At 42.5% G+C, this 20,457-nt stretch carries 15 protein-coding genes and 1 pseudogene; 7 read left to right on the plus strand and 9 right to left on the minus strand.

Annotation, left to right across the window (positions count from 1 at the left end; genetic code table 11):
- Window positions 1–6 precede the first annotated feature (6 nt).
- Window positions 7–927, plus strand: a complete 921-nt coding sequence (locus tag MA_RS15225; RefSeq protein WP_048066424.1) for a class I SAM-dependent methyltransferase — start codon at window positions 7–9, stop codon at window positions 925–927.
- A 641-nt stretch (window positions 928–1,568) separates the two neighbouring features.
- Window positions 1,569–2,120: pseudogene (locus MA_RS29820) on the plus strand (class I SAM-dependent methyltransferase); the annotation flags it as partial.
- A gap of 231 nt (window positions 2,121–2,351) precedes the next feature.
- Here the strand turns inward: MA_RS29820 and MA_RS15235 are convergent.
- The 8 genes from MA_RS15235 to MA_RS15270 form a co-directional block, all read right to left on the minus strand.
- Window positions 2,352–3,041, minus strand: a complete 690-nt coding sequence (locus MA_RS15235; RefSeq protein ID WP_226990622.1) for an SAM-dependent methyltransferase — start codon at window positions 3,039–3,041, stop codon at window positions 2,352–2,354.
- A gap of 64 nt (window positions 3,042–3,105) precedes the next feature.
- A complete protein-coding gene (locus MA_RS15240) occupies window positions 3,106–4,350 on the minus strand; it encodes an IS110-like element ISMac14 family transposase (RefSeq protein WP_011022856.1) in 1,245 nt (414 codons plus the stop codon).
- A 709-nt stretch (window positions 4,351–5,059) separates the two neighbouring features.
- The gene (locus MA_RS15245; RefSeq protein ID WP_226990623.1) at window positions 5,060–6,127 is read right to left on the minus strand and encodes a cytochrome-c peroxidase; all 1,068 of its coding nucleotides are present in this window, start codon (window positions 6,125–6,127) and stop codon (window positions 5,060–5,062) included.
- 2,136 nt (window positions 6,128–8,263) lie between these two features.
- Window positions 8,264–9,706 carry a 2-oxoacid:acceptor oxidoreductase family protein gene (locus MA_RS15250; protein WP_048066425.1) on the minus strand — a complete coding sequence of 481 codons (1,443 nt, stop codon included), beginning with the start codon at window positions 9,704–9,706 and terminating at the stop codon, window positions 8,264–8,266.
- A gap of 2 nt (window positions 9,707–9,708) precedes the next feature.
- A complete protein-coding gene (locus tag MA_RS15255; RefSeq protein WP_011022859.1) occupies window positions 9,709–10,764 on the minus strand; it encodes a 3-methyl-2-oxobutanoate dehydrogenase subunit VorB in 1,056 nt (351 codons plus the stop codon).
- Between the two features lie 22 nt (window positions 10,765–10,786).
- On the minus strand, window positions 10,787–11,035 hold the full coding sequence (locus tag MA_RS15260) for a 4Fe-4S dicluster domain-containing protein (RefSeq protein ID WP_011022860.1): 249 nt from the start codon (window positions 11,033–11,035) through the stop codon (window positions 10,787–10,789).
- A 365-nt stretch (window positions 11,036–11,400) separates the two neighbouring features.
- Window positions 11,401–13,074, minus strand: coding sequence for an AMP-binding protein (locus MA_RS15265; RefSeq protein WP_048065557.1), 1,674 nt, complete (start codon window positions 13,072–13,074; stop codon window positions 11,401–11,403).
- A gap of 351 nt (window positions 13,075–13,425) precedes the next feature.
- Complete coding sequence (locus MA_RS15270; protein ID WP_011022863.1) at window positions 13,426–13,980, minus strand: helix-turn-helix domain-containing protein; 555 nt, start codon at window positions 13,978–13,980, stop codon at window positions 13,426–13,428.
- An 890-nt stretch (window positions 13,981–14,870) separates the two neighbouring features.
- Here MA_RS15270 and MA_RS15275 point away from each other — a divergent pair.
- Window positions 14,871–16,664, plus strand: coding sequence for a PKD domain-containing protein (locus MA_RS15275; RefSeq protein WP_011022864.1), 1,794 nt, complete (start codon window positions 14,871–14,873; stop codon window positions 16,662–16,664).
- 42 nt (window positions 16,665–16,706) lie between these two features.
- On the opposite strand, the gene MA_RS15280 is transcribed toward MA_RS15275, so the two are convergent.
- On the minus strand, window positions 16,707–17,522 hold the full coding sequence (locus MA_RS15280) for an alkaline phosphatase family protein (protein WP_011022865.1): 816 nt from the start codon (window positions 17,520–17,522) through the stop codon (window positions 16,707–16,709).
- Window positions 17,523–17,973: 451 nt separating this feature from the next.
- On the opposite strand from MA_RS15280, the gene MA_RS15285 reads away from it, so the two are divergent.
- The 4 genes from MA_RS15285 to MA_RS15300 all read left to right on the plus strand — a co-directional run bounded on the left by MA_RS15285 (window position 17,974) and on the right by MA_RS15300 (window position 20,097).
- Window positions 17,974–18,657, plus strand: coding sequence for a hypothetical protein (locus MA_RS15285; protein WP_011022866.1), 684 nt, complete (start codon window positions 17,974–17,976; stop codon window positions 18,655–18,657).
- 151 nt (window positions 18,658–18,808) lie between these two features.
- Window positions 18,809–19,285 (plus strand): PepSY domain-containing protein, encoded by a 477-nt coding sequence (locus MA_RS15290; protein ID WP_048065558.1) that lies wholly within the window; start codon window positions 18,809–18,811, stop codon window positions 19,283–19,285.
- 233 nt (window positions 19,286–19,518) lie between these two features.
- A complete protein-coding gene (locus tag MA_RS15295) occupies window positions 19,519–19,734 on the plus strand; it encodes a hypothetical protein (RefSeq protein WP_048065559.1) in 216 nt (71 codons plus the stop codon).
- Window positions 19,735–19,803: 69 nt separating this feature from the next.
- Window positions 19,804–20,097, plus strand: coding sequence for an ArsR/SmtB family transcription factor (locus MA_RS15300; protein ID WP_011022869.1), 294 nt, complete (start codon window positions 19,804–19,806; stop codon window positions 20,095–20,097).
- Window positions 20,098–20,457: the final 360 nt, after the last annotated feature.

Raw genomic sequence — 20,457 nt, forward strand, 5'->3', positions numbered from 1 at the left:
CATGCAATGCAAGAACCGGAAATTTCCACGACTTCAAATGAAACGCACACAAAGAGAAAAGGACCCAGTAAAATGGCTGAGGGAATTACCCTCCACCGAGTCGATGAATCAAATAAGTCCGAAGAAGAACGGATATTTTATGATCCGTATGCCGTTCATTTTGTTAACCCTGCGATTCTGGAATATGCAGCAAAATATCCCGAACAGGCAAAAGCAGCAGTGGAGCAGATGGAGCGTCTTTTCCCGGGTCTCGGCAATTCTATTCGGGACAGAGTCAGATACTTTGACGATTTTGTCAGGGCAGCAGTCGATGAAGGGCTTCGTCAACTGGTCGTCCTTGGCGCGGGATATGATACCAGGGCGTACAGGATTGAAGGGCTGAAAGGGAAAGTCAGGGTTTTCGAAGTGGACCACCCGGATACTCAGAGTGTAAAAATCGAAAAGGTCGAAGAAATCTTTGGTTCCCTGCCGGACCACGTTATCTATGTGCCGGTTGATTTCGAAACCGACAACTTTGGCGAAAAGCTTGCTGCGCAGGGATACGACAGGTCGCTGAAAACTCTTTTCCTTCTGGAAGGGCTCATTATGTATATCTCTCCCGAGGCCATTGATGAGACGTTATCCTTTATCGCAAAAAATTCGGAGAAGGGCAGTGCTATCCTGTTTGATTACTACCCTGAGTCCGTTGTTGACGGGACATGCGAACTGGAAGCGGGGAAAAACATCCGGAATTATACGAAACAACAGGGAGAACCCCTTCAGTTCGGGATCAGGGAAGGAATGGTCGAGGCTTTTCTTGGTGAAAGGGGATTTTCCGGAGTTCAGAACGTGACTGCTGAGGAGTACAGGAAAATGTACTTCCATGGGATAAATAAAGATAGGGAAGTATGCGATCTTTTATTCTTTGCTCACGCAGTGATCGAATAAATTGAACATTTTCAAGCATTTAGCATCGTCGATGGCGGTATCTTCTGTACCATAACGATATCTGGTGATCGTACTGGCATGAGTAAACTTAATGGCCGGGTTGAGGAGCGTTTAAAATAATTTTCAAGATTATGAGCTATTTGTACGGAAGGATGAAAGGTCCTAGAAAAGATAGAAGAATATGCCAGATGCCATAGTATAACGATTATAAAGCCGGAGGTCATGGAAAAAGTGGGGGCTAATAAATGTTGACTTCGCCACTGTGCTCCGCTAAAAGGGTCTGATGCAACCCTTATTTTGGCAAAAATCGGTCAATGAAGGAAAAAGCCGGGAAGATTGGATTGAGCACCCTTCAGATAAAAGCTGTAGAATCTCTTAAAGAGGAAGGCCAGATCACTAATGAAGAATAGTTCGAAGGTTGGCGGGGACAGACATGACATTCGAAAAGTTTATTCAAAAACTGGACTCCGGGAGATGGCTTAACTATGTCAGAGATTAATTTAAATCCAGGGCTTTTACGTATGCAGATAACGCATTGGTTCAAAAGTCAGTTTCCGAAGTTATTCTGAACTTATTGTCAATTCAACCGGGAAAGATGTCCTTGATATAGGCGGTGTGCCAGGTCACATCACAAAAAACTCGCACATATTACAGAAGGAACTGTGATGGGCATCGATATTTCTCAAGGTATGATAGAGCAAGCAGTAAGCTCCAATCAAGGATTTCTTAGTTTAAGATATTCTGTCATGGATGCTGAAAATTTAGAGCTACCTATTAACTTTGACGTTATTGTTTGTAATTCGAGTTTCCAGTGGTTTCAAAAACCAGAAAAGGTGTTAATGCGTTGTTTTAATGTGCTTAGGCAGGGGGGAGAATCGGAGTACAGGCTCCCGATACCTAGTTGTATTGTCCGAACTTTGTTGCAGCGAGAGAGAAAATCCGTACGCATCCGTTTACACGAGAGATTTTTAAATACATTGAAAGTTCACAGCGTTTCTTCGAAAGCAAAGAGGAATACGAACAGCTATTCAGTAGTTACGGATTTGATATTATGTATAGCGAACTTCGGGATGAATCAAACCTCTTCTCTTTTGAACAGGCGTATAAGATTTATCAATCAGAGCCGAAAATGGTTATTTGAATCAGTCTTATTACACCGTAACTTTTACAGGCGACTATATAAATTCCATTAGTTAGTTGAAGAGGTTATTGATGGACAATCAGATGACTCAGGCATGATTTATTTAAAATTCAAAAAAATCTATATAATAGCTAAAAGGCAATGAATGTTAAAAAGCAATGAATGTTAAAAAGCAATGAATGTTAAAAAGCAATGAATGTTAAAAAGCAATGAACGCTAAAGACAATGAATGCTAAAAAGCAATGAATGCTAAAGACAATGAACTCTAAAGACAATGAAAGTTTCAGCAAATATTCAGCATCGTATTTCCGCCCCGTTGGAACTCGTATGCCACCTTTACTTCCTCCACATCCCGCTTTTCCTCCCTTAAGAAATCAATAACAGTATCAACATATGTCGATCGGCTGGCGTTTACGTCCAGCAGCGGAAATATTCGGACTTCATTCGAAACCCTGCACAACTCCTCAAGCGCCCTCAGGTGAAACTCCAGCGACAGGTTATCCGTATAGAGGAACAGGAAATGCGAGCAAAGTGCCAGATCGAATTCTTTGTTACCAAAAGGCAGTGAAGGCAGTTCACCCGGTATGTATCTCTTCTGCATCATTCCTTTTGGGAAATCTTTCAGAAATTTTTCCATAGCCGACATCCTGACCCTTCCGAGCTCCTCAACTGAGCCGATTTCTTGCCAGACGAACTGATCCCGATTTTTCCTTGTCTGGTCAATTATATCGTCATAGGTTTCACTGATTTTCTGCATGATCCGGTCAGCGCTGAAATAATAGATCGGGTCGACAGATATGATATTTCCACCTCGCTCTGTAAGCTCTACGTTGAAGCTTGCCGGACCGTCCCCACAGCCCAGAATCTTTCGCTTTAGGTCGGCAGGGGTCAGGCTAAACATCCTCACATACTCGTCGAAAGACCTGCCCCAGGGCTTGATGCCATGATATTCAATTGTCATAATGTGTACCATATAGCACATAAGTGTACAACAAATATATAAATTATTAGCATGAAAGTATATGAGGAGATCTTCCTCACGTACTCTCTTTTTCGTCATTTCTCGCAATTACGTATATTTCACTCATTATTTTGATCCTTTCATCAACTGAGAACATCTCAGTCTCAACTATCTTTCTCTTTTGAATTTCTCCCTTTTTATATCCAGTTTCATCTTCATACATCTCCTCTTTTGTAATCAAATGCCAGATAATTGTTGCAATTTTTCTTGCTAGGGCGATAATCGCCTTTGAATGTCCAATCGACTTCTTTTTTCTGTTGAAAAATTCTTTTAACCTGCTATTTTTCGTTCTTGCTGCTGCCTGGGCAATCTGTGTTAGGATCCACCTTGCTTCCTTAGATCCTCTCTTAGTGATTCTACCGTTATGGTATTTATCCGCTGATTGGTACACCTTCGGAACTAGGCCAAGCCATGAAGCAAGCTTATCTCCTGAAGAAAAATCTTTGAAATCGCCTATTTCAGCAGTAAGAGTTGCTGCTCCAAGTTCTCCTATTCCTGGAACAGACATTAAAATTTCCATTTCTTGCTTATGATTTTTATAAGCATAATTGAAAATTTCTTTTTCCAAAATTTTGATTTCATTGTCAAGATGCTTTATGATATCCAAACAGATTTGAAGCCTGAATGCAGTATCTTGAGAGATTTCTCTGTCCAGAATTTCCCTTATCTGCTTACTTTTCTTACGAACATTTGGAGAAAGGTTTGCAATAATCTGGTCAACGCTTTTACCTGAACAAATTCCTGATAGAATTGCTCTACCACTCTTACCAAAAATATCTGTTAGCACATTCTTCAGACTAAACATTTCAGGTGCGAGTATGGCGTGAGCTTCATTTTTTATATCTGTTCTTTTTTGTACAAGGTTATGGCGAAGCCGAATACATGAACGAAATGTTCTATGGTTTTTTGGGAAAACTCTTGATGGTTGAACCATATTATTCAATGCAAGTTGTGCGATGAATTCGGAATCGATCTTATCTGTTTTTTTGTGTGTAAACGCCTTCATATCTCGGGCATTTCCAACTATAACAGGTAGATGTTTTATCAACGCATCATAAATCGGAACCCAAAAGTCACTCGTTGATTCACAGGCAACAACGTCACAGTTCTCTGAGATAACCCAGTTTTTAAAAGCTAATATTTCGTCAGGGGTTCTATAGAAATGTTGTTGCTGTTTTTCACCAGATCTACTGAGGATTGTAGCAATGAAAAAGAGTTTGTGAATGTCTAAACCACAAGCTTTGTTTATAACCTCAACCAATTTAGATCACCAAATTAGATCACCAAATTAATTTGGGCAGTAGAATTGCCTCAAAGGCCAATTTAGCATCCGTGATCAAAGTCACATTTGAGCCTTCGATGGCAATTCACTGGTTAGTTTTATCACGGCTTCGAAGAACCAAAATAAGTACAACCTTACTGCCAAAGAGAATGATGAGGTTGATCGATAAAAAGGGAAGGAAAAAAAACTACTTTCATTTCTTTGTGCATGTTATTCGAAGAATTTCATATGCGTTTTATTTAATTAGTGAAAGGAAATATGACATGAAGAAAGTACCTTACTGCAAAATACAGATAACCTGTTCATTTGTACATTGAGAATTAATGATCAAACAAATACCTAAATTTCCAAACTCTGGTACGAAAAAGACCTGTTAGTTCACCTGTTAGTTCTTTAATCGTTTTTTCACTTAATGGTTTTTTTTGCTTTATGGGATAACTTCTTAAAAATAGGGATTGAAAAATGCATTAAAAAATGCTTATGATTGGTTTGACAGGGCCATTACTACCTGAAATTGAAAACTGCCTGTTCATGACCGCTCGAACCGAATCATTTTCCTTTATTTTTTAATGTGTAATGAATATCGGGAGTATGGAATAGGAATGTATGTAACCGGGTTTTAAACAGGCCGGAAAATAATGCACTGAAAAATTATACCATTGCACCCATTCCGTACACCTTTTTCCGGTTATTCGTCATCCAGTGTCAGCAGGAAGGCAACAATTGCCCTTTCTTCCGAATCGTTCAGACCCAGGTCGCCCATTTCTTCAGTATTAACATTCGCGGCAACTTCAGGCTCTGGCCATCCTTCTGATGCTACATCCCTCGTATTATAGAAGTGGACAATGTCTTCGAGATTGGTGAAGTATCCATTATGTGTGTAAGGAGCTGTCTTTCCTATGTTTCGGAGAGTGGGGACTTTCATTTTTCCCTCTTCACCTTCTGGATCGGTTATCTCGGTACGACCGCTTCCTCCCAGTCCAAGGTCTACGTATGCACTCCTTAGAGGGTTATATACTCTTGGTATGCTATAAAATGGGTTATCAGGGTTTTTGGGCACACCCAGATTGTCATAAGTGAAGTCCGTAAATATCGGTTCACTTCCACTACTTATATGGCATCCTGAACACAGGGCTTTTCCATTAAATAATTCGAGTCCCAGTTTCTCTTCATCTGATAGAGTATACTCTCCTTCAAGATACTCATCATACCTGGAACTGAATGTATTTACTTCTTCAGAACTTTCATAAACTGCAATCGCATCAGCTGCATAATCGAAAGCCACATCTACATTGTTCAGGGAACATGGTCCGTAGACTTCTTCAAAAAGATCTGCATAGTCCGATCTTCGGATACTCATAACCACGGTCCTTTTATTCGGGTTGTGCATTTCCAGAGGGTTCAGGAGAGGGCCTTTCGCCTGCTCTGTCAGGTTATCCGCCCTGCCGTCCCAGAACTGCCCTCCATAATAGATTATCTGGCCGCTGTCATCATAAGTGTAGCTGAAATTTGGACTATAAGTTGCATATGCAGCACTTGGTGCGTTTCTGTTCCCGAACAGTATTGGTATTACACCCTGTGAAACAGGAATGTCCTGATCAGGGTCAGTAAAACCAAAATCAGGATCGTGGCAACTTGCACAGGACTGTCCTCTGGGCATTGATAAGCTTTCATCAAAGAATAGAAGCTTCCCTAGTTCCTCTTTTTGACTCAGCTGAACTTCTTCTGCTGAGGCAGTTACAGCCAGCGCTGTCAAAAATAAAATTGAAATTAGTGTTGTTGTCCCAATTCGCATTATCTTAATCAGTAAAAAATCCCCCTTTATTTCTCAGAAATTTCCTGAAGAACAGGCTTTGAAAGAGGATTTACTATCTCTGATTATGTTAAGTGTTTCCTAGAATTGTTTCCCCGCTGCGGGCATATCACTTTCTTTATGCTCACTGGTTACGGACTATATTAACTTCATGACATAGCTAAAATTAAGGAGATATCGACAATCCTCAAACTCCTTCACTCTTCAGGACAGATCTCATACAGTCATTACACCATAAGAAATCTACAATAGATATCATATCTACCTTATATAATAGTATCGAAAATTTTAAGATAAGTTGAGCTCTCGAACTTTAGCTTAAAAATAGAGTATTTTTGAATAGTGTATTTTTGAGGGATAATATAATAATTCGTTTTTTAATAATTTGTTTTTCAATAATTTGTTTTTTATATATATGTTGAAATTTTCAATGGCGTTAAAAGTTCAATTGAGACAAAAAAATATGTCCAATTTAAAAATTTGAATTAAAAAAAGTTTTTTGGATCGGTTATGATATATATTACCGAGTCCTTATAAAATATAGGAGATTGAGAGTAAGGGTTTCCTCTCAATCCAGGGTTGGATCGCAGGTAGGGATCTCGAGAATAGGGACTCGACCCCTACCATCTACTTCTAAACTACAATTTAATATAAACCATAATTTAATATTATGATTTTTTGTTAAATTCATATTCTCGCTAAATTCTTTAAATTCGTTTACTTCTAAAGGAATTTTTATGAAGACTTGCTCTTTTTTATAATGTTTTTATTTTAAATAAACCTTATGATCGTTCCTAAATTTCTGATTTTTTTTCATTAGTAAGCCGGCAGGCTGCGGAACATCCTATCCCTTCAGTTACGTTCCGCTGAGCATCTGCCCTAATAAAAACTTGAAAAAAAGCATACTATAGAAAGAGATTAAAGAACGGCAAAATAAAGCTGGAGAGGTGATGAATTTGGTTTTGCCGTTCTACATTAATTACGACTTTCCGCAACTATTTTAATGTTTCCTTTAGTCCTGTTACCACCAGAAAGATTAAAGACAAAAGAAAAAATATCGAAATTTTCCATTTTAACGGTCCGATCCCGTTATATAGAACAGACAGGAAATCCAGAGAGCAACAGAGAAAATCAAATGCCAATGTTTTTCAAATCAGGAGGACTTCTTTTCTGTTCATAGTCCTTTTCCCAAAATCACAGCATTTGGATAGATACTTAAATCACAATAAATTACGGTCCCTGATTAATCGATTGATATTATCCGAATATCCGAAACCGGAATCTTTTGTTTTTTCCCTTCCGTTGCAGAGTTCAAGTCTCTTCTTCAAAGCAAAAAAGTAACAGACGAATTCATATTCTTCATCAAAAAACACTGAAATCGGAACAGTTTTCCCTTTGCGAGAAGAATACTTCCCTAATCCCGGGAAACGAACATAAATTTACAAATAAATATAAGCGTCTCCGCCAGCCTGTCTGGCGGCCCTTCATAAAAAAGAAAAAAATGCAGATTTGAATGAAAAATAAGACTGAAATTTCTGCCGGTTCGACCGCTATACTCTTTTTAAGCTCAAAAGTGTCTCCAGTATTTTTTAATTTCCCTTTTTCTCTTCATTTTCTTCTTTTTTGCAGGAAAGATCGCTCTCCTGCATCTCTTTATTTTATCATTTTTTTAAGTCAGTCCTCTTTAAGATAGCTCATTTTTTCCCACAAATAGTCTGCTTGAGCGAAGCGAAACAGACAGCGTACTGCAGAGCCGCAACTCTGCTGACGCAACTCTGCTGACGCAGCTCTGCTGGCGCAACTCCAACGGGACAGGAACGACCCCGATATAGCGAATATGGTTGAACGGGTTAGAGCAATAAGTAAAGAGTCAACCTGATTGAAACTTGCCATCTAAAAAGCAAATTAGAGACCCGCCATTAAAAAAATAAGAAGTAGTCTAAAAAAGAGTATTTACAGGCGGATTTATCTTCTTTATCCGCCTGCTTATTGGTGAAATAATTTACTTTTACAGAAGTATTTTCCTTCACGTACACCTTATTTTACCTTTTTACCTTTTTACCTCTTTACCTCTTTACCTCATACCTTATACTCTCTTGCCCATGCTGCCCCGGCTTCGAGCATCTGCTGGTTAAACTCAATAACTTTGGGTTTGCCTGTGAAGTTTTCGGCAAGGGCTTCTTTGAAGGCTTCTTCTTCAAGGCCGGTTGCGTTCAGGCCCAGAAGGACTCCGAGCATGAAGGAGTTTGCGGCTCTCTCATCACCTGCTTCTTTTGCTTTTTCGGTTGCAGGGACTGCAATTGCGTTTACGCCTGCAGGGGTCTCGGCTTCGCCGATTGTAGAGTCGTAGAGGATGAAGCCTCCTTCTTTTACTGCCCCTTCGAATCTCTCGAGGGAGGGACGGTTCATGGCTATAAGGATATCTGGGGTGTAGACCGTAGGCGAGCCTATAGCCTGACCTGAAATCACGACCGAGCAGTTTGAGGTTCCGCCGCGCTGTTCCGGGCCGTAAGACGGGAACCAGGAAGCATTGAGGTTTGCTTTGACTCCTGCCTGGGCAAGGATAAGGCCCATGCTCAGGACACCCTGTCCTCCGAAACCTGCAATCTTGGTCTGGATCGGAGCAAAGTCAGTCCTTGAGGGTTTTTCTCCGGTTTCCGCTTCAATTCCGTAAAGCTTTTCAAGGGACTCAGTTGTAAAGTCACTGATCCCGCGGTGAAGGGGTTCGGCAGATTCGAAATTGTCCCTGAAGTTCCTGAGCGGGAATTCCTTTTCCATCTGCTCGTTAATGAACTGGATAGCCTGCTCTGCATCCATCCTAAGGTTGGTCGGGCAGGCTGCAAGGACTTCCACAAAAGCATAGCCCTTGCCATCACGCTGGACTTCGAGCGCCTTTCGAACGGCTTTTCGGGCTTTTCGGATATGAGAGATATCGGAAACCGAGACTCTTTCGATAAAAATCGGAGCCTTCAGGTTGTCCAGAAGCTCACACATGTGGAGCGGGTAGCCTGCAAAGCGGGGGTCGCGACCTTCAGGGGTTGTGGTTGTCTTTTCCCCGATAAGGGTTGTTGGAGCCATCTGTCCGCCGGTCATGCCGTATACGGTGTTATTTACGAAAAAAACTGCAAGCTTTTCTCCTCTGTTTGCCGCCTGCAGCGTCTCGTTCAGGCCGATCGAAGCAAGGTCTCCGTCGCCCTGGTAGGAGATAACTACAGCGTTTTCTTCAGCCCTTGAGACACCTGTTCCAACAGCAGGAGCCCGGCCGTGGGCAACCTGGATATTGCCTGTGTCAAAGTAATAATAAGCAAAAACTGCACATCCCACAGGGCTGATCATAACCGTCCTGTCCTGGATTCCGAGGTCGTCAATTGCCTCGGCAATGAGCTTGTGCAAAACCCCATGTCCGCAGCCAGGACAATAGTGGGTGGCTGTTGGAGCTGCACCTCCTTTGCGCGGGTATTCCGAGTACAGGGCTTTTGGCTTTTTGATAACCTTTTCTCCGTCAATAATTTCTGCTGCCATTTTCATGCCTCCCCTGCTACCTTTCTGATTTTGTCCATGATCTGGTCAAGGGTGATCAGGTTGCCTCCCATGCGGTTTACCAGTTCCACGGGCTGTGAGCAGTCGATTGCAAGCCTGATGTCATCTATCATCTGCCCGTTGCTCATCTCCACGGAGATGAAAGAAGCTTCCTTATCTGCAAGGGCTTTCAACTGCGCCTCCGGGAATGGGAAAAGAGTCTTTGGCCTGAAGAGCCCCACCTTTATGCCTTCCTTTCTGGCAAGGTCTACAGCTGACCTGCAGATCCTGCTGCTTATGCCGTAAGAGACAAGCACGATTGAGGCATCGTCGGTCATGTATTCTTCGTAGTCAACCTCATTTTGCTTTATCAGCTCGTATTTTGCCTGCAGTTTCTCGTTGAACTGCCCGAGTTCGTTGAAGTCAAGGAAGATAGAGGTTATCAGGTTAGGCCTGGTTTCGGCTGTACCGTTGACTGCCCAGCTTGCATCGATTTCAGGAGTAAGGGCTTTTTTCGGAAACTCAAGGGACTCAATCATCTGCCCGAGCACTCCGTCAGCAAGCACGATTGCAGGGTTCCTGTACTTGAAGGCCAGCTCAAAAGCCTTCATGGTAAAGTCACACATCTCCTGCACGGAGTTGGGGGCAAGTACGATATTTTTATAATTCCCGTGCCCTCCACCTTTTACTACCTGGTTATAATCACCCTGTTCAGGTCCGATGTTCCCTAGTCCAGGGCCTGCCCTCATTATATCGACAAGCACACAAGGAAGCTCTGCGCCTGCAAGATAAGAGATCCCTTCCTGCATCAGGCTAATTCCTGGGCCTGAGGAGGACGTCATTACCCTGTGCCCGGCTGATGCCCCCCCGAAGACCATGTTAATTGCAGCCTCCTCTGACTCGGCCTGCACGAATTTCCTTCCTATCATGGGAAAGTATTTGGATGCATCATGCAGAATTTCGCTTGCCGGAGTAATGGGATATCCAAAGAAACAGTCACATCCGGCATAAAGTGCGCCAACGACTATTGCGGAGTTGCCTTTTACGAGTTGTGTTGCCATCTTTTTCCCTCCTTATCCTGCCTTAGTCGGCTTCCTCCTTTTTCAGGGGAATATGGATTTCCAGTGCAAGGGGTTCAGGACAGGTATAGTAGCAGCTCGCACAGCCTGAACAGCCTTCTCCTTTATACTCTACGTAGTGGTAACCCCTGGCGTTCAGGTTATCACTCATGAAAAGCACATCCTTCGGGCAGGCAAGAAGGCAGCGCCCACAAGCCTTGCACTCCAGAATGTTGATAACAGGGTACGGTTCTTTTTCATCATTTTTTGCCATATAGAATCCTCACGCTATTCTTCCAGTCCCTGTTTTTCTCCAGCCGGTATTATGGCAGACAGGAGAGCCTATCATTTTTAAGGGGCTTTCTGAATTATGATCTTCTTGAATCTCTTCTATTCTTGAATTAGAGTATCGTCCTGAATTACAGCATCATTTTAAAAGTAAATCTAGTTATCTCTTCCTTAAGCAAACTTTTCAGGAAAAGTTTAAAGTACTTATTTCTTTTCTTTCTTTTCCTTTTTCTGATTTGATCAGGATTCCCTCCTTACACGGAGGAAAAAGGAAAAACTGCAGTTCTGTCATTCAGTCCTCTTTAACAAAAACTACAGTTAGAACTACAAATTAGCCCTCTGGAGCGAAGCTCATTGGCTCTGGTCCTTGTCACGGATTTCGACCCTGCGGATTTTTCCGCTGATGGTTTTCGGTAGTTCGGGAACGAATTCAATAATCCTGGGATACTTGTAAGGAGCCGTGACATTTTTCACATGATCCTGGAGCTCGTTTTTAAGGGAGTCACTCGGCGTATAATCCTTTGTAAGTACAATGGTCGCCTTAATGACCTGACCTCTGACAGGGTCGGGGACTCCCGTGATAGCACACTCAAGCACAGCCGGGTGCTGGATAAGAGCGCTTTCCACTTCAAAGGGCCCGACCTTGTATCCTGAGGTCTTGATTATATCGTCAGCCCTTCCCACAAACCAGAGATAACCGTCTTCATCCATCCAGGCCATATCTCCGGTATGGTAGTAGCCGTCGTGCCAGGTCTCCTCTGTCCTTTCAGGATCCTTTCCATAGTGGACAAAAAGTCCCACAGGTTTTCCTTCCATTGTGTTGATGACGATTTCCCCTTCTTCTCCGACCTCGCAGAGCCTGCCATCCCTGTCCATGAGCTCGATCTTATATCCAGGGGTGGGTTTTCCGATAGATCCGGGCTTGGGTTCCATCCAGGGGAAGGTCGCAATCGTAACAACGGTCTCGGTTTGCCCGAAACCTTCCATAAGTTTGATTCCGGTAAACTCAAGGAAGCGGTTAAAGACTTCAGGGTTGAGGGGTTCGCCTGCAACAACCGCATATTTCAGAGTGCTGAAATTATAATGGGAGAGGTCTTCTTTGATCAGGAAACGATAGATCGTGGGTGGAGCACAGAAAGTCGTAACTCCATACTTGGAGGCCTTTTCAAGCATATTTTTGGCTTCAAACCTGTCATAGTCATAGACAAAGACCGCACAACCAGCTATCCACTGCCCGTAGAGCTTGCCCCAGACACATTTACCCCATCCGCTGTCTGCAACGGTGTAGTGCAGCCCGTCGTCTTCCACATTCTGCCAGTATTTTGCGGTCAGGATATGGCCGAGTGGATAGGTGTTGTCGTGCTCTACCATTTTCGGGAAACCGGCGGTTCCGGAGGAGAAGTAGACCAGACAGATGTCTTCGTTCTTTGTTGAAACCTCGCCTGTCGGACGCTCGAAAATCGGGGAACTTTCCTCAAGTTCCTTTCTGAAATCAATCCAGCCTTCCAGGACATCTCCTCCTACCTTGGCTTTCTTGAGAGGGATATCCCCGCATTCGGCATGGGCTTCATCTACCTGTTCCGGAACATCGTCTTCGGCGATGCAGACAATCATCTTCAACCCGGCTTTTTCGATTCTGTATACTATATCCCGGGTTTTCAGCATGTGGGTTGCAGGCACGGCTATTGCTCCGAGCTTGTGTAGCCCCAGCATGCAGTACCAGAAATCATAGCGGCTCTTTAAGGTAAGCATTACATAGTCGCCTTTGCCTATGCCGTGCTTTACAAAGAAATTTGCAGCTTTATCGCTGTAGTACTTGAGATCTTTGAAAGTGAAGATTTTCTCATTCCCGTAATCGTCACACCAGATCATGGCAAGCTTTTCAGGAGAATCTCTTGCATAGACATCGACCACATCATAGGCAAAGTTGAAGTTTTCAGGGACCAGGATTTTGAAGTTTTCCTGGAAATCCTCGTAGGATTCGAAATCGGTTTTGGAAACAAATTGGCTCAGCAAGGAAGTCATTCTGGACACCCGTTTTAATTAATTTTCTCATTTCTATAGTCGTCAGGATTCGGGAGGCTGCATTTAGATTTCAAAAAAATTTCAAGATTTTTCCCTTCATGTTGAAATTCTGCAGATCTTGCAAAGTGTTCAGAGCTGTGTAATATGGTTGCATTTTGAGTACGGTTGCATTTTGAGTACGGTTGCATTTTGAGTACGGCTGCATTTTGAGTACGGTTGCATTTTGAGTACGGTTGCATTTTGAGTACGGTTGCATTTTGAGTACGGTTGCATTTTGAGTACGGTTGCATTTTGAGTACGGTTGCATTTTGAGTACGGTTGCATTTTGAGTACGGTTGCATTATGGTACAGTTACATTATAACGGCCAGGAAACTTGCGGGTTCTTCACCCAGAGCCTCCATAGCGTGTTCATAGTTGGAATCGAAATAAATAGAGTCCCCTTCATTGAGAATGATCTCATTATGGTGGATGTAGACCTTCAGGCTTCCCTCAAGCACATAATTGAATTCTTGTCCCGGATGGGAGTTGGTTTCAGGTTTTGTTTCCTGAAGTTTGGGCTCGACCGTAACAATGAAGAACTCAGCTTTTTTGTGGATGAACTTTTCAGCCAGATTCTGGTATTTGTACTGTCTTCTCCTCTCGACACTTACCCCTTTTCCGTTTCTTGTGACGGTAAAAATATTCATCCGAGGCTCTTCTCCTGTCAGAAGAGTAGCCATGTCTACCTGCAACCTGTGTGCAATTTCAAAAAGTATGCTTGCCGGAATGTCCTCTGTTCCGCTTTCGTATTTCTCGTAGGTCTCAGGTGAGACCTGAAGATACTCTGCCATTTTTTCGACAGAGATTTCCGACAGTTCCCGCAGTTCACGGACTCGGGCTGCAATTTCTTTTATTTTTTCCTGCATAATGAAATCTTCTCCGGCTGGATTTTTTAAGAAACCTAACTTGAATATTTACATAAAAACCTTTGCGCTCTACCCAGGCTTACCTGAACCTGTAGGAAGAAAATTCTTCCAGAACCATTGAAAATTATCATTAATATACATTACCATTTGTCACTAAAGTTCAAGGACTCTGGATTCTTTTTGATTGGACGGAAAACAGTTTATGTTCACCCAATAAATAATTATGAAATCATAAACCCCGATGTGAAAACATCAACCACGAAGGAAACTTTGATCATGGGACAATAAATCCATAAAGCCCAATAGCCTACGCAACCATACCCATCCAATTCGCAGCCTAGAACGTAGTAGTTTACAATACATTAGCCTAGCAATGCAGTAGTTTGTAATACAATAACCTAAGCATGTAGCAATTTACAGCAGACTGGCTTACCAACACAGTAGTTCACAATATAATAATCTAAGAATGTAATAGTTTACAATACATTAGCCTAATAATACAGCAACATAACAATATAATAGCCCAGTATGTAGCTTATACAATCTGTATCATAACAAACATGTAGGTTATATAACCTGTAGCCTAATAATTCAGTAATCTGTCAAATCCTTTAATCTATATAGCTTTTAAGCCCAATAACTATGTAGTTATATAACCTGTAGCCTGGACAGTCCTGAAACTATACAGATATATAGCAGAAAAAACAGATTCTTCATTTCACATTTTATTGATTACTATTTTTTATCCTATTTGATTATTTATTCTGTTTAATATTTTATTCATTTTAATTTTAATTTCTTTTTTCCAATATTTCTTTAAACCAATAATTTTATATCCTTTCCTTATAAAAACTTGATAAGTAAATTCCCGGATAATCGTGGGGTATAAAATGGCACAAACACAAACTTTCAGACGAACCTGCTTTTTACTGGCAATTTTTATTTTGATTTCAGTTTCAGGGATTGGAACAGCGTCAGAATTTCGTGTTTGGCCGGGACAATCTATCCAAGATGCCGTAGATTCAGCGTCTCCTGGAGATATCATCCTTGTAGAGTCCGGAGAATTTAACGAAAGTATCCGCGTTAACAAGGAAAATTTAACTATTGAGTCAGCCTCCGGAAACCCCGATGATATATTTATTGCGGGAGATACTCCCATAAGTTACGTTTTTGAAGTTGTTGCCAACGATGTAAAGATAAACTTTTTTTCAATAACTGATGGCCGATGTGGAATTTTTCTGAACAATGTTGAAAACTGCGTGATAAACGGCAACAAAATTTCAAATCAGGAAGCAGGGATCTACCTGCTCAACTCCAGAAATAACCTGTTAACCAATAATATGGTATATTCAAACGAAGATTGCGGGCTCAAACTGCTGGCTTCTTCGGAGAACATAATATACGGCAACTACTTCGACAACGTAGAAAATGCCAGGGATAATAGATTTAATGTGTGGAATAATAGCAAAGGCAACTACTGGAGTGATTATGGAGGGACGGATGAAAACGGAGACGGGATCGGAGATACTCCATATGCCATCAACCCTGAAGTCGGAAGTATGGACTACAGACCTTTAATAGAGTACAGTCAGGAAGCTCCGATACTTCCTAAAGCCCTTTTCACTTCAGATGTGACCGAAGGCTATGCTCCCCTCGTAGTCAGGTTCAAGGATTTTTCCGAAGATGCTGCCTCAAGACTCTGGGACTTTGGAGATGGGAATTTCTCAAGTTATCCGAATCCGCAGCACACTTATTTAAATGAAGGAACTTATGTTGTCTCCCTTACTGTCAGCAACGAAAACGGAAGTGACTCGGCATCGGTAACGGTATATGTTCGGGATGCTTCCGAACTGGCCGGCCCCATGCTTCCGAAAGCCCAATTCATTTATAATACAACAAGCGGACATATCCCTCTTGTTATAAAATTTGTTGATATTTCCGAGAATGCAGATTGCGTTACCTGGTACTTCGGGGATGGTAAGACTTCCTGTTGCCCCGAACCCGAGCATACCTTCTGCTGTCCCGGGAGTTACACAGTCTCCCTTGCAGCTATAAATGAAAATGGAACCTCTTCGGCATCTATAGTCGTAAACGTCCTGCCTGCCGAAAGTGTGGAAAGTTCGGAGGATACGGAAAACTCTGCAAACACAGGGAGTGGTTCTGATAAAAATAATGCATGTAATATCGTTAACGAAACAGATGCGGATGCATCAGAAAAAGCAGGGGACCCTGAACTTATCACAAGGTCGGAAAACACAGATAGTCTCGGAAATTCTATTATAGAATATGCCAGCGATACTACAGATAAATTTGCTGATGCTGAGAATAGTATTAATGCAGAAGCAACTGAAAACTCCGAATCAGATTCTAACGGCGGAGGCGAGGGAACAGGAACTGCCAGAATTATCCACAGGGAAGAACTCGAAGCCATAAAAGATTCCGTTATCTCCACTGCCAGCTCTAATATTCTTAAGGAAACTGAACGGGCTCTGGAAAATGAAACACTCAAGGTTCAGAAAAATGTAGAAGATTTTGTTGACGATTCCTTACCAGAATCCGTAGGAGACTCTTTACCTGAGATGGAGCAGAGAATCGCCCCCTGGATTCCTTCCTTCCTCGGACTTGCCGGAGTAATCTTCATTGTTTCTGTAATGAAAAGAGGCAGAAGAAGAAGACAAAAGTGATATCCCTTAGAAGTGATATCACCTGAGAAAAGAATAGCATTTTCAACAGCAACCCACGATCAGGGCAACATAGTTATCTTCATGGTTTTTGATTTCTTCATGCGTGGCATTTTTTAACCACTTTTTTCCCCCGTGAACAGCGTGATCCCCGCAAATGAAGAAAATGGTCCCTTTTTCGGCATTCCGAAAGATTGCTTCAAGGTTTTCATCTATGTCCTTTGCGGCTTTTTTCATTTCTTTCCAGGTCTCTGCCCTGTGGGAGTAACGGTCAAGGGTCCTGAGATGCACAGCCAGGATATCGGGTTTTTCCCTGAGGGACTGCAATGCATATTCCGTTATTCGGCTGTCATAGTCAAGGATATCTTCGGAGTTAGGGACCCCGTAAAAGTCCTTTATTCTGCCCCTGAAACTCTCGGCTCCTTCGGTCTCGATCACAGCCGCAACGTTCATCCCTGCCCTGTAAGCCCATTCCATGATGCTTCTGAGCTTCGGGTTATCAGAATTTTTTGCAGTCTCAATGTATATGTCCGCGGTCGAGTAAATGTGATGCTCCTCAGGAAGGTATCCCGTGAAGATTGAGGCGATTGCAGGAGATGTGATGTTTGCCGGGGACCTGCACTTAAACAGGAGCCCTTTTTCGGCAAATTCATGCAGGTTTTTCATTACCGGAGAGAGGTACCGGTAAAGCGAATATCCAAGGCTGTCAACTACTATAATTACTGCCCTCTTGCAAATTCTCTCGCTCGCATAATTTTCGACTTCAGGAATCGGCCTTCCCGAAGGCGGAACCATAGGAATTTTCAGCAATCTCGAGATTGTAGGTGCAATGTCAATGGTACTGCATTCCAGAACTTTCATGTATCTTCTCTATATGATATGGCATGACATTTATACTCATTTTCTGAACTGCTTCCCGAGTTTCGCTTCGGGACAGAAAAATCTATGATTTTTCTTGTAGTTGCGATGTAATCGCAACAGCCCGTGGTTCTTTTCGCTTCGCTCAAGAGGACTAACTTATGGGTTAGGAATTGAGCTTCGCTCAAGCAGACTAATTTGCAGGTAAAATCAGAAGTTGAGTTCAAGAGGACTACTTTATGGATTAGAGCAGCAGGATTCACTTAGACGGACTTATTAAGATTTCTCTAACCTGCACAACCGTATTCACGATACAGAGCCGCTCCATTCGGGTTGAAAAACTGTTTTCGGGACAAATGAAGCATTTTCAGATACTGGAAAATAATATCAATCTGTAACAAAGAATATGAAAACACTCTGAATAGAAGGGAAAGAAGTTTGAGATGGGAATAAAATGAGCACAACGACTAAAGAGCTTTCTGAAGAACCTGCTGGGGAAGACCTTTCTTCTGAAGAATATCCTGAAGAGGAATCGCCGGGAGAAGAATTCTCCGAACTAATAAAATATACAGTTCCGGGCTATATTTTAGGACTTCTTGCAGGAATTTTTCTGGATATTCAGGGTTACCAGCGGAGCGCTGCAGGGCAGTGGCTTGTCAGGACTCTTGCAGGTGAAGGAGAAAGCATTTTTGAGGGAATCTTCTCCATCCGTCAGAGACTCCGAAAAGCTGAAGGAAGCATGGCAGAAGCTTACGGCTGGGGAAAATTATTCGGGATTGCCATCCCCTGGATAATTGACTTTGGGAGCAGGCTTGCAGGGGTAGATGTTTACGGAATTGAAGGCTTTTATATTCCGTATTTCTATGCCCTCAGCGACCAGATAGGAGCCAATATTTCAGGCATTCTCTTCCTCAAACGTACCGAAGGGTCATGGAAAGCGGGCTTTTCCAGATATTTCCGCCATCCGGTAATGCTTGCAAGTCTTTTTGTAATCATAATTGTCCCCATAGGACTGCTTGGAGCAAGAATTATGGGGTTCAGCCCGACAACCCAGACCTTCACAGCCCTTGAGACCATTGCTGCAAATCTCTGCTGGGTCCCGCCCCTTGTTGGGTGGTTGAACGAGAAGTACCGCTGAATTTCAAGCAAAAACAGCAGTAGTGACCATAAGATATATATCGCATTATCACCACATATGTAGTATAACCACTACATATGGTGGGAATGTCTACCTACAGGGTAAATGTAAACAAAAACGTGAACAACAAGCAAAAATCGAAGGTGAAAAAATGAAGAAAGGTATAACCGCAATTCTCCTGGCCATACTGCTGATAGGTGCTTTCGGGGCAGCAGTTGTCAGTGCAGTTGCTTCGGATGATACTGGAGCAACCTACGGACCCGGGTTCATGCACAGATGGGCTGCTAGATATACGGACTCAGGGTATGGCAATTACGCTGCTTGCCCTTACTACAGCGCAGATGGAACCGTAGAGCTTGAAGTTGAAAACATAGATGAGGCTCTTGAAATCGCACAGGATGAAATTGATGAAGATATCACCGAAGACGACATATACCAGTTGAACCGCTGGTGGATTGTCTCTTATGAGGATGAAGACGGAGTCTACACGCAGGCAAGAATCGACGCGGTCACCGGTGAAGTATATACCGGGTACGATGTTCCGGCAGGGTATCAGACAGGCGGTAGGTTTGGCCGAGGAGCCGGATACGCTCGTGGCTTCGGATACTGCATGGAGTATGGCAACTAATTCCGACTATAACCCATCCTCCCATCCTCTTTTTATTTGTTTTAATTCTTCAGATTGATATTACAGTTTTATTCTTATGTTTTATTCTTAATAGATCCCCCTATACCGGGTATTTTTTATATTTATGGTTGAAATCAGTATCTAAGGAAAAATAAGAAAAAACGGGACAAAAAAACTGCAAAACAAGAAAAAAGATAAAGAAGGAAAGTCTGACTCTTTTCGAGGTGTATATTTTGAACGGTATGGGTTATGGCATGTATGGTTCGGTATGGGGTTTCTTACTGAATATCCTCATCATCCTTATCATAGTGGGGGCTGTGGTGATGCTTCTGAACAGGTCAGGGTACTCAGCAGCCCCGGGTAATGAAAGGCTTGTGAAAATCGAAAAGGATATTGAAGATATAAAGAAAACGGTGGAAGAAATAAAGTCCAAACTGGAAGAAATCTAAACGTTAATACGGGAAGAGAAATTAAGGAATGTTTCAGGTCCTTACTCCTAAAATACGAAGGTATACCGGATGACAAAATCACTTCAACAGATTGTGGATATAGGCGAGGCCCTGTCCCACCCGATCCGTTTAAAGCTTCTTTACCTGCTGGCCGAAAGGGAGAGGTATGTGTACGAGCTTGCCAAGGATCTGGAACTCTCAAGGCAGGTGGTTAACCTGCACTTGAAGCGCCTTGAAAAAGCCGGATTTGTTGAGAGTGACCTGCGGCTCGAAGATGATGACATGCGGGCCAAGAAATTCTATCGATTAAAAGAGTTTGATGTCTCCCTTGGCATGGAAGACCTGGATAAGATTTTCGGATAATTGGTTTTTGAATGATTGGCTTGCAGGAATCGGGTTTTTGACCCCACGGTTCCCGGCACGGAACACAGATATTTTTTCATTTTGTTGTGGAGCTGTGTCCGAAAGAAGCTGAAAGAGGATTGAAGCTTACTATTCTTCAAACGTGACCTCCAACTTCAAACGAATTCTCATTGGTCATCGGTTAAGGAATTTTCTTGCCTGAAAGCTATCGATTTTGCACCAAAAGGCTGTCTTAAATTTTGGCTTTATTACATGAAATCGATACCCAATTCCAGTCCACAACGCATTAAAATTATTTGCAACTGTTGTGAGAATGGAGGCAATTTATCACGATTCCTCACTTAACCGAAGACGCATGAA

It is taken from the genome of Methanosarcina acetivorans C2A (genome assembly GCF_000007345.1).
GTDB classification, from domain to species: Archaea; Halobacteriota; Methanosarcinia; order Methanosarcinales; family Methanosarcinaceae; genus Methanosarcina; species Methanosarcina acetivorans.

Coding starts and splice junctions, on each gene's coding strand:
- MA_RS15225 (WP_048066424.1), top strand. CDS start 7: ATGCAAGAACCGGAAATTTCCACGACTTCAAATGAAACGCACACAAAG.
- MA_RS15235 (WP_226990622.1), bottom strand. CDS start 3,041: ATGGTACACATTATGACAATTGAATATCATGGCATCAAGCCCTGGGGC.
- MA_RS15250 (WP_048066425.1), bottom strand. CDS start 9,706: ATGGCAGCAGAAATTATTGACGGAGAAAAGGTTATCAAAAAGCCAAAA.
- MA_RS15255 (WP_011022859.1), bottom strand. CDS start 10,764: ATGGCAACACAACTCGTAAAAGGCAACTCCGCAATAGTCGTTGGCGCA.
- MA_RS15260 (WP_011022860.1), bottom strand. CDS start 11,035: ATGGCAAAAAATGATGAAAAAGAACCGTACCCTGTTATCAACATTCTG.
- MA_RS15265 (WP_048065557.1), bottom strand. CDS start 13,074: ATGACTTCCTTGCTGAGCCAATTTGTTTCCAAAACCGATTTCGAATCC.
- MA_RS15270 (WP_011022863.1), bottom strand. CDS start 13,980: ATGCAGGAAAAAATAAAAGAAATTGCAGCCCGAGTCCGTGAACTGCGG.
- MA_RS15275 (WP_011022864.1), top strand. CDS start 14,871: ATGGCACAAACACAAACTTTCAGACGAACCTGCTTTTTACTGGCAATT.
- MA_RS15280 (WP_011022865.1), bottom strand. CDS start 17,522: ATGAAAGTTCTGGAATGCAGTACCATTGACATTGCACCTACAATCTCG.
- MA_RS15285 (WP_011022866.1), top strand. CDS start 17,974: ATGAGCACAACGACTAAAGAGCTTTCTGAAGAACCTGCTGGGGAAGAC.
- MA_RS15290 (WP_048065558.1), top strand. CDS start 18,809: ATGAAGAAAGGTATAACCGCAATTCTCCTGGCCATACTGCTGATAGGT.
- MA_RS15300 (WP_011022869.1), top strand. CDS start 19,804: ATGACAAAATCACTTCAACAGATTGTGGATATAGGCGAGGCCCTGTCC.